Annotated in this window: 6 protein-coding genes; all 6 read left to right on the forward strand. The window is 48.3% G+C overall.

Annotated elements, in window-relative coordinates; genetic code table 11:
* The first annotated feature begins 8 nt into the window (after positions 1-8).
* Positions 9-3,797, forward strand: a complete 3,789-nt coding sequence (locus AB4114_RS09515; RefSeq protein ID WP_441988240.1) for a hypothetical protein — start codon at positions 9-11, stop codon at positions 3,795-3,797.
* Between the two features lie 4 nt (positions 3,798-3,801).
* Positions 3,802-5,529 carry an alpha-1,3-galactosidase-related protein gene (locus tag AB4114_RS09520; RefSeq protein ID WP_441988241.1) on the forward strand — a complete coding sequence of 576 codons (1,728 nt, stop codon included), beginning with the start codon at positions 3,802-3,804 and terminating at the stop codon, positions 5,527-5,529.
* A gap of 250 nt (positions 5,530-5,779) precedes the next feature.
* On the forward strand, positions 5,780-7,399 hold the full coding sequence (locus AB4114_RS09525) for a hypothetical protein (RefSeq protein ID WP_441988242.1): 1,620 nt from the start codon (positions 5,780-5,782) through the stop codon (positions 7,397-7,399).
* Positions 7,400-7,615: 216 nt separating this feature from the next.
* A complete protein-coding gene (locus AB4114_RS09530; RefSeq protein ID WP_441988243.1) occupies positions 7,616-9,838 on the forward strand; it encodes a helix-turn-helix domain-containing protein in 2,223 nt (740 codons plus the stop codon).
* A gap of 42 nt (positions 9,839-9,880) precedes the next feature.
* Positions 9,881-11,656 (forward strand): glycoside hydrolase family 36 protein, encoded by a 1,776-nt coding sequence (locus AB4114_RS09535; RefSeq protein ID WP_441988244.1) that lies wholly within the window; start codon positions 9,881-9,883, stop codon positions 11,654-11,656.
* A 16-nt stretch (positions 11,657-11,672) separates the two neighbouring features.
* Positions 11,673-12,329, forward strand: coding sequence for an SGNH/GDSL hydrolase family protein (locus AB4114_RS09540; RefSeq protein ID WP_441988245.1), 657 nt, complete (start codon positions 11,673-11,675; stop codon positions 12,327-12,329).
* The last annotated feature ends 50 nt before the right edge of the window (positions 12,330-12,379 follow it).

The following is a 12,379-nucleotide window of genomic DNA, read 5'->3' on the forward strand; positions in this document are numbered from 1 at the left end:
AGGAGAACATGATGACGACTTTAACATTTAACGGAAATCCGCTGACCATCCTACTCGAAGATGTGCTGGGTCATCCGTACTTCGAATGGCCGACGACGCTAGTCAGCTATCCTTTGATTCTTACTTCTGGGTTGGACCCGTCAACGCTGCGGTTAACCGACATGGATACCGGTCATAACGTTATGTTTCAGCTGTCGCCTCCAGATTTATCCCAGGGCGGAGCGGAAGTTATGCTCCGTTTTATGACCGATCTGCCTTCGGCCGGGAGACGCGCCTACCAGCTGTCGGTAGCCGAAGAGCGAGAAGCGGCGCAGCGGGACCAAGGAGACGAAATTAGGAATGCCAGGGTGCAGTGCACCCTGGAGAACGACTTGTGGATCATCGACAACGGACGAATACAGCTAGCAATTCCTTGTGATGCGTTAAGTCAATCCACAAGCCTGTCCGAACGAATGCTCGTTTACCAGATTGGAAGAAGCGGCGTATGGCAGGGAGTTTCCTACCTTTATAACAACGGATCGAAGGCCAGCATGAGATGCGCCATCGTCGAGAACGGCCCGCTTCAGGTTGTCGCCCAAATAACGTGTCTGGTGGATGAAGCAGCCTACGTCATAACCTTGAAGATGATAAGCGGGATGGATTTCGTAGAAGTGGACGAACAGATGGACGGTTTCAGCGACGAGGATGATGTTCATCTGTGTACGGAATGGATACATTTCCATCCTACTCACCGATATGCGCCCAACCGACCTTTCAATAGGAATGACAGGCTCGAAGGCTTCCAGCGATATCCTTTCGAGGAAATCGACAGGCAGGTGACAGACACGCACATTGAATTGCGGGTGCACGCCTCCGGCGACTCGAAGCTGCCGTTCTGCCTACTTCCTTATGAACCGTGGCAAGGGTTCGAACGCTTGAACATGGCGACTTTCTGGGATAACCGTGCGATGGACAGCGTCGGTATTTATATTCGAAATCCGGAGAGATGGAACGACGGACAATACAGCATATGGAGCTCCGGCAAACGTTTGGCCGTTCAGTACCATTATAAGGACAAACGGCTAAGCTGGAAGTATCCGATCCGAAACGGCAGCAGATCCACTGCGGTTTGCTGTTACGACCATCGGAAAGATATTGCAGAAGTCGAGCGGCTTGATCGAATATGGAGAGAAGCGGCCGACCGCGGGCAGGCATGTCCGAGAGGGCCGAGCTCGCATACACTTTGGCTGCAGCAGTGGTACAGCCTTCTCAGTCTGGATAAAATCAAAGATTGGGTGCTCACGTATCCGGATGACGGAGCTTATCCGGAGCCTATGTTCGAGACGGGAACAATCGCTACGGTAGCCGAGCTGGACAGCATGCTTCGGAATACCGAACTTGTAAACGGACTCGCGTTGTATGGTCCTCGTCAGGATCAAGGCTTCTCTCCGGTACCAACACGAGCCATTTATGATGAATGGATCGACGCCTATCACCGTCTTAGGGAACATATGACAGGGGATGAACGGCGAAGGATTACGGGCATGTATTTGCTGATGGCGTATTTGCACGCATCGGAGGATTACATGCCGCTACAAACGATGCTCAGCGGACACCCTAATTTTTTGTCCGATGTCAGAGGGGTTCCAGCGCTGATGGCGGTGTTCTTTCCCGAGCATCCTTGTGCTCGGGAATGGGTCGAGCAGTTCGACCGGTCGCTTGAATGGAACATGCGGGTTCATACGCGGTCCGATCAAGAACAGATCGATGCTAGGGGCGGAAGGTGGACGGAGAACGTTGCTTGCTATGTTTGGGCTTTCTTGAAGCCGGTGATGAAGACCGCCCATATGCTGAAATATTATTATACCGGAGACAACCACCTACTGACCGAGGAGATGCCGAAGCTAGCGCGCTGGATTCTGAACAGCTTGGCGAGTCCTTCCATAGATTTGCAGGCAGGGGTTGAGCAGCAGGCAAGATTGCTGCTTCCGCAAGGCGCCCATGCGAGGCGCAGAGTGCCACCTTGGAGTTTCCGTCAGCTCGGTCATGAACTGATACAGTACGATCCGATGACGGCGGAAGCCATTCTATGGGCAACCTCACCAGATGATTCCGACTTTGAGGCCTCTCCAGCTTCCGCATGGAAGTTTATGCAGAAGCGGTATTCACCGAATAGGGGCACGAAGCCGAGGTTGACAAGCTGTAAATATACCGGATACGGTATCGTGCTCAGAGCGGGAGTCGGCACCCCGGAGGAGGCGTTCGTCATGCTGCAGCAGCTGGATAAGGGCTATAATTATCGCTGGGGGATAAGCGGTCAAGGTGGTTGCGGCGTGCTGTATTACTATGCCGGAGGGAAGGCGTTCAGCCATAACGATCATGAGGACGTAGGGGATGACCGATTGGCCGACACCGATTTATGTACGAATTTCGGCATTTTTAAAAAGGGAGCGTACCGGTCGATCGGACCGAACAGTCTTCATCGTCCTCTCGTCGACTTAGGCGCCGTTTCGTTCGCGGAAATCGTTTCGGCGAAGGAAGATGCGTACGCTTGGCCCGAGTATGCGAGCAGAAGCGTCATGATGGTCGGCACCGATTACATCGTCGTTTATGATGCGGTGTTCAATTCCTCCGTCTATCGGAGGTTCTCATGGTTTGTGCATAAGGAGGAGACGTTCCCGCACATTCATCCCGTTTACGGGAACATAACGAAAAGAACGGAGTTAGCCACTGGCATGACCAGGGGAATGTGGCTGGACGGTACAGGAGACTTCATGACGGTCATTACGCCGTACAAATCTGTTAAGCCCCAGCATACAGGTTACGGATGCTCGATCATGACGCCAAATGGCAACGATATGATATTCCGCAGACAGAAGCCGTTCCGCTGGGAGGAAGCGGAGAGCGCCTTTGAAGGCCGGGCGGGCTGGATCAGAAGACGGGCGGAGGGAGTTACGTTAGCGATCCTTGCCGGCAGTTACATTTGCTGTGGACCGTTCAGTATATCCGTCGATGGAGAAGCGGAAGGAGCGGTTCAAGCAACCTTCGATTTGGCAGGGCGTTTCATAGGCCGCTGTCAAACAAACGGTCCCATCACCTTGACGATTCGTATTCATGCCGATTCGCTTGCAACGATCGATCTGGCGGGCGGCGAGATCGGCATGTACATAAATGGAACGGCCGTACCGGTTCAAATCGATGAACGCGACGGCTTGCAAATCATCGTCCCAATCGAAGCGAAAGGGTCCTATGTCCTCGAATGGTCAGAAGCTCCTGCTCCGATGGCTCCTGAGGTCAGGAAAGCGGTACAGGTTGCAGGCGGTGCGGTCATTCATTGGAAGAGATCGACTGGGGAGGTATGCTACCGCGTTGAAACGAGCTCCGATCATGGGGAGCGATGGACAGTGGCCGGTATAACAAATGACTTGAAGTACCGTCTGCATGCGGACGGACATCGGAAACATCATGTCCGGATTACAGCTCTTACCGGGTTAAGTGAAAGTGAGCCGTCCGCCGATTACCCTGTTTATTACAGTGACTTGCCGCCATCGGTCCCGCAAGGGCTGCGAGTCCGAAGAGACTCCGGAAATGCGGTAGAGCTTGCTTGGGGACAAATGCTCGGGGTTGAAGGGTACAAGCTATATGTCCGGTTTAAGGACGAGGATGATTTCCGCTTGCTTTGGGAGGGCGAGGATACCTTCTATCGTCATCAATTGGATGGAGAGTCGTGCCATTCGCCGACTTATGCCGTCAGCTGTTGGAACGGGTTGGGCGAGAGCTTGCTAGTTTATGACGCCAGACAGGTACAAGGGGGATAACCATATGATTGTTCGCGCGGAGCTGTTTGGGGCGAAGCCGGAACAAGGATTTGACAACACACTGGCCGTACGATCGGCGCTAGAATCATGTAAAGAAATCGATGGCGCTAAGCTCGTGTTTCCGCAGGGCGTCTATCATTTTTGGCCCGATAGAGCAATAGAGAAGCATCTGTTTATTTCTAATCACGATCAGGACGGATTGCGGCGCATAGCCTTTCTTTTGACCGGCAGAAACGGGTTTACGATTGACGGACAAGGCTCAGAATTTATTTTCCATGGTCCGATGATTCCGTTTGTTATGGAAGACTGCAGTCATACAACGATTCGCAACCTCGTGATCGATTGGGAGAAGCCGATGTTTGCCCAAGGAACGGTCTGCCGTATAGACGCTGAATCGTTCGATATCCAACTGCCCGAAGGTGCCTACTATAAAGTTGAGGGAAACGCGGTGTGGTTCGAGTATGGCGGGAAACTGGAAAAGGTATGGGGACTGAACGAATTCGACAAGCAGACAAAGGCGCCTGCCTATCAAAGCGGCGACAGGCTGAGCTGGGGCGCTTACCGCAAAGTGCGCGTCGAGGAAGCAGCAGCGGGCGTGATCAAGTATCGTGGTGACAACATCAAGCTGCCGCAAGCTGGAAACGTTATCGTCATGCGGTTCGGCAGAAGAGAGGACCCGGCTTTTTTTATCGATTGCGGGGAACAGCTCAGCCTGGAATCGATCCATGTCCATCATGCCCCGGGGATGGGACTCATTGCACAGAAGTGTACGCATATTCACTTGCGTGAATTCAACGTGATGCTTAGACCCGGAACAGACCGACTCGTAACCGCCGCCGCCGATGCCACTCATTTTGTCAACTGCCGGGGGCAGATCGTCATCGACCATTGTTTGTTCGAGAATCAATTGGACGATCCGTGCAACGTACACGGCATATATGCCCGGATTGCGGAGCGTCTTGGCGACAACCGGTTATTGATCGAGCTGGTTCATCGTATGGCCAAAGGCATTCCGATTGCCGAGCCGGGAGATACGATCGAATTCGTTCGCCGCGATTCGCTGCTTACGTATGCTGTTTCTACGATTAAAGATGTGAAAGCGTTGAATAAGGACTATCTGCTGCTGACATTCGAGCAGCCGCTGCCTAGCGACGCGAACGTCGACGACATGGTCGGGAATGCGACTTGGAATCCCGATCTGACGGTCGTGGGCTGCGCCGTGAGGTCAAACCGCGCCCGCGGTTTCTTGATTAGCACATCGGGGAACGTGCTGCTTGAGGGTAATAGGATCAGCGCCCCGGGGGCCGGCGTTAAAATTTCCGGTGACGCCAATTACTGGTTCGAGTCGGGGGCGGTGAAGCAAGTTATAATTCGCCACAACGAATTTTTGGATTGCAATTATTGCTGTCCGGACTGGGGAAGAGCCGTTATTGACATCGATCCTGAGATTGAGCGTCCGGAGTTATTTGAGGCCTGTTATCACCGCAACATTTCGATTGAAAACAATGTTTTCGCTACGTTCGATGTCGGCATTGTGTATGGCCGTTCTATCGACGGAATCACTTTCGCGGGCAATGTCATAACGAGAAGCGATTCCTATCCGCTGCATAACGTCATGCAATACCCGATTCAGCTTTATGCATGCAAGAACGTAAATATTGTAAACAATCAATTTGCGGACGGGACAAAAATAATTGCTCTGATTAACGATGTCGAGGTGGACATAACGTAGACGCAGAAACAAGCGAGTTTATGTCCGATAAGCGATAATCAGTTATATACAATTTTACCAATATAACGCTGGAACTGGATTATCGTATACCGAACCGAAAACTTGTGTATTGCATCTCTTCCTGAACTCCTATTGAATTAGAGCTAGTCATAACGAGATTTTAGTAGGGGGTGATGCTCAAGAGATAAGGTTGTTGCCGTTTTTCATCGTTAAACTTAAAGGCTTCTACTAAAAAAAGGGAGGATTATCTGTGCAGAAAAGAAATAAAACGTTCCTATTGGCGCTTACCTCAATGTTGGCTGCAGGATCCGTGCTCGCAGGCTGCAGCAAGGAGCAAGGAAACGAATCGGCTGATCAGCAGGCTACGGCTAAAGCGCAAAAAAGAGGGAATATTTCCGTCATGGTCTATGACAGAGGCCGCGTTCCCGCAGATGAAGGCACCTACGAGAAAAACCGTTGGACCGAGTGGATCAACAAAAATGGGCCGGTCGACGCCACTTTCGTGCCGATCTTGCGCAACAATCCGGGAGAAAAGCTGAACGTCCTGCTCGCTTCGGGCACTGCGCCGGATTTTATCCAGGATTACGATGCTTTGAACAAAAATGCCTGGTACACGTCCAAGCAGCTAATGCCCTTGGATGATCTCATCGAAAAATACAGTGTGGAATATAAAGCGTTGCTGAAGAAATACCCGATTCTTCGCAAGCTGGGAACCCAGGATGACGGAAAATTGTATGAAGCCGGAGCTTTCGTTCCATCGGACATCAACTGGGTTTTCTTGGTGCGGACGGATTGGCTCAAGAAGCTCAATCTGGAGGTTCCGAAAACGACCGAGGAATTGTATGCCGTCGCCAAAGCGTTTACAGAGAACGATCCGGATGGAAACGGCAAAAAAGATACGTTCGGTATGTCGCTTGGGGGCGGGTTTAACCAAAATATATTCAACTGGATTTTTGGGGTGCCTGGCGCTGGCTTAGCCTTGGAAGACGGGAAAATGGTATATCCTTGGAAGCAAACGGAGGCTATCGCCGAATTTAAGAAGCGGTTGTATCAGGATGGCCTAATTGATAAGGATTTTGCCGCCGATGCGAATGGGGAAAAGGCAAAGCGCGATTTCGTAAACGGAAAACTGGGTTTTTATACGATGCAGTGGGCCGATGTAAAGTCGACGTTCGAGGCTTTCAAGAAAAACGTGCCTGAAGGTAATGTCATTCCGATCATGCTGCCGAGGAGCCAGTTCGGCCAGTTCGCTCCGGCGCTGTCCGGGGCGGGAGCGACACCGGGTGTTATTAACGCGAAAGCGAAAGATCCGATATCCGTCATCAAATACATCGATTTTCTGAATAAAGAAGAGACGGTGAAAGCGCTCAAATGGGGAATCGAGGGAGAACACTATAAATTGGATGCTAATGGTTGTCCGGCTCCTATAGACCTAGAGAAAAATAAAAAGGAAAAATCTTGGAACGGCGACTATTCCTTGGTGAGCAATCCAACCGATGCTACTCTCAAATGCGATCCCCGAATCATGGATATCGACAAGAGTACTCCCGTTGGTCAGGAATATACAGCCATTCTGGAGACTGCACGTAAAACCTATGTGAATCCGCAAACGCCGATACCTGGTTTTTTCCTGAACACACCGGCCCTGCCGAACGACCTGAATATGATCAATCAGAGCGTTTCCAAATTGGGAGACGAGTATTCGAAGGCGATCGTCACCAAGGACTATAGCGTGCAAATGGCTACTCAAACGGCGAAGGACATGTGGACCAAAGCAGGCGGCGGTAAAATCGAAGAGTGGTACAATACGTATTACAATAAAAATAAAGACAAGATCGTTACAGTCATGGATATCTACGAGAAAAAATAAGCAAGGAATGAAACGGCGCCCTCAGCGGAAGGCGCCGTATTTATTAGGATGAAAGAAACTTGTGGTTGCAGGGTTAATAGCAGGCAATGATACAATAACGTATATTGACGGAAAGTTGTATATTGACCAGGACGTTTATTTCAACGATTCTGAACGTATATCTCCGCTGATTGTTCATAAGTCTAAATGCTATTCGAACCTATTGGGGGGCATCACATGCCGGGCAAATGGTTTATTCGGCTCTTACTTTCCTATCTGCCGATATTTATCCTCGTTATATTCAGCTTGTCGATTATCTTTTTTGCTATTGTGAATAATGTGTCTCGTGAACAAGCTCAACGGGTGAATGAGGTGTTCATGGAACAAATTCTCGTCCAGTTGGACCGAACGCTGGAGTTCAATAGCCAACAAATTATGAAGGAAACGAGTTATAACGATGAACTGAAGGGTTATTACTTCAAATCATCGCAAGAAGTATTCGAAAGCCTTGTCGTGCCGTCCAAAAAACTGCGTGAAACGATCAGATCCCTGCCGCTTGTCGATTCAATCTATATGTACCGCACGGCAGATGAAATGGTACTGAGCAAAAACGTGATCATGCCGCTAAGCGAGTTCGGCGACCAAGAGTTTGCAAGAGAAATATTGCGGGAAGGAGCGCCGCCGAAATGGTTTCCAGTTCGCCCGTACAGGGAGTTTGCAGACGAGCCTCCGACAAACGTCATCACTCTGGTGCGTAATGTGCCGCTGCTGAGCGGAGATAGAGGCTTTATTGTCGTCAACGTAGGCGTTCAGGAGCTCGCCAAGTACATATTGGACATGTCCAGCTCTAAATTCAGTTATATTCAACTGGAGGATCAGAACGGAACCGATATTCTGAACGCCAATGCTCCTCAAAACGGGTCTGAAATCAATTCCGCCGTTTCGGCTTATACCGGTTGGATTATTCACAGCGGGCTTCGCGACGGCGGTTTGTATCATGTGTTCTCCCGTATTCATTGGATCTGGTTAGGAATAACTGCAGGAACCCTGATCATGGGTTTCGTATGGTTTATATTGGCCACAAAAAGGAACTATCGCCCGGTTGAAGTGATTGTCGAACAAATCCGGCATTTTGCCAAGCAGAAAAGCCAGTTGCTCATCGCAAATGGTGGAAATGATGAGTTTCGGTTCATTGAGACTGCGCTGAATCAGTTGGTTGAACAATCCAACAAATATGAACTGCAGCATCAAGAGGATTTATTATACCGGCGTCAATATTTTTTTCAGGAAACGATAAAGGGCACCAGGGCGATTTCACCAGAGGAGTGGATTGGGGAACTCAACGGTTTGGAGAGTACCCATGAGTTGAAATGTCTGATTGTGGCAGTGATTGAAATCGACAAATATCAGGAGTTCACAAGCGCTTATCATCAGCGGGATCAGAGTTTGCTTAAGTTTGTTGTGAAAAGTGTCGTGAACGAAATTGCCGGAAAGCACGCTATCCCTGTTTGGTCGGAGTGGATCGCCAATGAACGGCTCGGCGTCCTGTATGGAACGGCAAGCGATGAAGAAGCGAGTTTGCGAATACTGAAGAATATGGGGGAAGAGCTCCGCGTGTGGGTGGAGAATCATCTTCATTTTTCGGTTACTTCGGGCATCGGTTCCGGTGTGGTAGAGGTAACCGAAATCCCGCTTTCCTTTGAGGACGCAAGAAATGCGTTGAAATACAAGACTGTGCTAGGGGGAGCGGGAACGTTTTTATATTCGGAGATGAACGCCAAGTCTTCGCATACAATTTACCGCAATTTGGATATTATTCGTAAGCTTACCTCCTGTTTCAAACAAAACAATGAGGAGTGGGAATTGATCTTCGAGGAGATGTTTTTGAATTTACATAATAACCTGAGCTCTAAGGAAGAGATCATCATCGCGGTTAATTACTTAAACTATCATCTGAATCAATCATTGGAGGAAATGGCGTATGAATACCGCAGAAACTGGGATTTGGAAATATACCCTAAACTCTCGGGAATAGTAGGGAAGTTTGAAACGTTGGATGAAGTCAAAGTGCAGTATCACGATCTGCTTGGAGAAACATTTGATCATATTCGCCGAATGCGTGAAAAGCGGAGCGGTCACACGTTGATTCTAGACATTAAATCGTATATTGAAGAGCAATATGCGGATCCGAATTTATCATTACAAATGATCAGCGACCATTTTCAATTAAATACCAAGTACATTAGTCAGTTGTTCAAGGACGAGATGGGGGAAAAGTTCGTCGATTATTTGGCGCTTCTCCGCATTCGACATGCGAGGCAGTTATTGGAGGAAACAAATGCTTCTATTCAAGATATTGCAATGAAGGTGGGCTACACACATTCCCTTTCGTTCATTCGATTGTTTAAGAAAGTGATGAACGTAACGCCAGGGGACTACCGAAAGCAAAAGGCAATGTAGCGCTTGTTATCATTCTTCGTTTCTTAACGGGAGGTTGTTTATATGAAAGCTGTACATGTTCAAGATTCCCCCTATCAGTTCGTTAGTGAAAGTGAGCAATTTCATGCGAAGCTGAGTGTTGAATCGTATGATGAAGGTATAGAATTCGTTCATATCCAACTCCAAGCTGATCAACTATGTATACCATCTGTTATGCAAGTATCATGGAGCTTCCCGATTTGTGATGTAACTGGCGTATGGCATCCGAATGGAAACCGCAACCGCAGTTTGATACCTGATTGGCAATCCGGCTTTTCAAGCAGGTCAACCAATTCCGCGCCAGTCGTTAGTTTATTTAGCGGGGCAAGCAACAATAGAATGACGTTTGCGTTTTCAGATACTTTGAATGCTGTTGTGTGCAAGGCCGGGGTCAATGAGGAAAATGCAATCTTTAATTGTTCCATAACGCTGTTTGAGGAACTATCGAGTCCTATTCGTTATTACGAAGCCACCTTAAGAGTGGATCGGCGAAACATTGCATATTATGACAGCTTAAGAGATGTGCAGCAATGGTGGTGCGAGCGTCCAGGATTAACGCCTTCACAAGTTCCGGCGGCGGCGCGCGAGCCCATGTATTCCACATGGTACAGTTTTCATCAAAATCTAAAGGAACACGAGATTGAGGAACAGTGTCGTTTAGCTAGAGGACTTGGATGCACAACCGTCATCGTTGATGATGGTTGGCAAACCACTAACAATGAGCGTGGCTATGCCTATTGTGGAGATTGGGAGGTATGTGCGGACAAAATAGATGACATGAAGGCCCATGTGGCTCGCGTTCATGCCATGGACATGAAGTACATGCTTTGGTATTCCGTCCCTTATATTGGTAAGCATAGTGAAGCTTGGGTTAAGTTTCAGGATAAGATGCTTTATACAATCGACTCGAGGGGTTTTGGAGTTATAGATCCACGCTATCCCGAAGCGAGAGAATATTTAATTGGTATCTATGAGGCTGCAATACGAGAATGGGAATTAGATGGTTTAAAGTTGGATTTTGTTGATAGCTTCCGTCTTGCAGGAAATTATAAACATGAACAGGGTAGTGGAATGGACTATGTATCTGTACCTGAAGCTGTGGACCGACTCATGATAACTATCATGGAACGATTACGTCAAATCAATCCAGAAGTTATGATCGAATTCCGCCAATGCTATGTTGGGCCAAATATGCGGAAATACGGAAATATGTTTCGGGCAGGCGATTGTCCAAATGATTTCTTGGAGAATAGGATTCGTACGATTGATATTCGTCTGCTGTGCGGTGATACTGCGGCACACTCTGACATGTTAATGTGGAGTAAAGAAGAGCCAGTGGAGAGCGCAGCCTTACAGTTCATCAATGTGTTGTTTGCTGTTCCACAACTCTCAGTACTTCTTGACTCCTTGCCAGACGAGCATTTAGAAATGGTCAGCTATTGGCTTGAATTTTGGAATGAACACAAGCAAGTACTATTGGATGGGCACCTCGAGCCTTACAACCCTGAACTTCTATATCCTCTTGTTATTGCTAGCGATACAAGTAAGTTGATTGCTGCAGTATACAATCGTATGGTCATTTCGCTAAACCGTGATCTGCCGCCTATAGTCATTCTGATCAATGGATCACATTACGGCAAAGTGTATGTCGAGGTGGATCTTGCCGTTGATAAGAAAATAATCGAGATAAAAGATTGTAAGGGGAATTGCATAAAGCGATCAACGCTAATGTTAGAACCAGGAATTCATGCCATTGATATTCCACGTTCAGGCATGGCGACGTTATATTCGGAGAAATGAAAAAGGGGGAATACAGATGAAAATCGCTAAGGGCCAAAAAATATTGTTTATCGGAGATTCAATTACTGATTGCGAGCGTGCAAGGCCGATTGGAGAAGGACTATACGGAGGAGTCGGAAAAGGGTATGTAAGTCTTATAGATGCGCTGCTGCAGTCGGGGTATCCCGAACTAGGTATTCGCGTTGTGAATATGGGAGTGAGCGCAAATAACGTGCGGGATCTCAAAGCAAGATGGGAAACGGATGTTATTAATCAGCAACCAGATTGGCTGATCATCATGATTGGTATTAACGATGTATGGCGCCAATTCCACTCGCCATTCATTCATACATCTCATGTGTATATCGAAGAGTACGAAAGCACACTTCGTGAATTGGTGAAGGATGCGCTGCCAGTTACGAAGCAACTCGTGCTCATGACACCGTTCTTCATCGAAGCCAATTGCCAAGATGACATGCGAACAAAGATGGATCAATATGGAATAGTCGTGAAACGGATCGCCGAAGAAATTGATGCTTTGTTCATTGATACGCAAGCAGCATTCGACAGCGTATTGAAGGAGCTTTATTCCGCAGCGCTAGCCTTGGATCGGGTACACCCAACACAGACCGGTCATATGGTACTTGCTCGGGCTTTTTTGAATAAAATTGATTTCGATTGGAGTAAGGATTAAGGGAAGTTGGCTTGGAGCCAAGCATTAATATATCCGGGAACAATGGTCAC

The sequence above is a fragment of the Paenibacillus sp. 2RAB27 genome, from assembly GCF_052115445.1.
GTDB lineage: Bacteria > Bacillota > Bacilli > Paenibacillales > NBRC-103111 > Paenibacillus_E.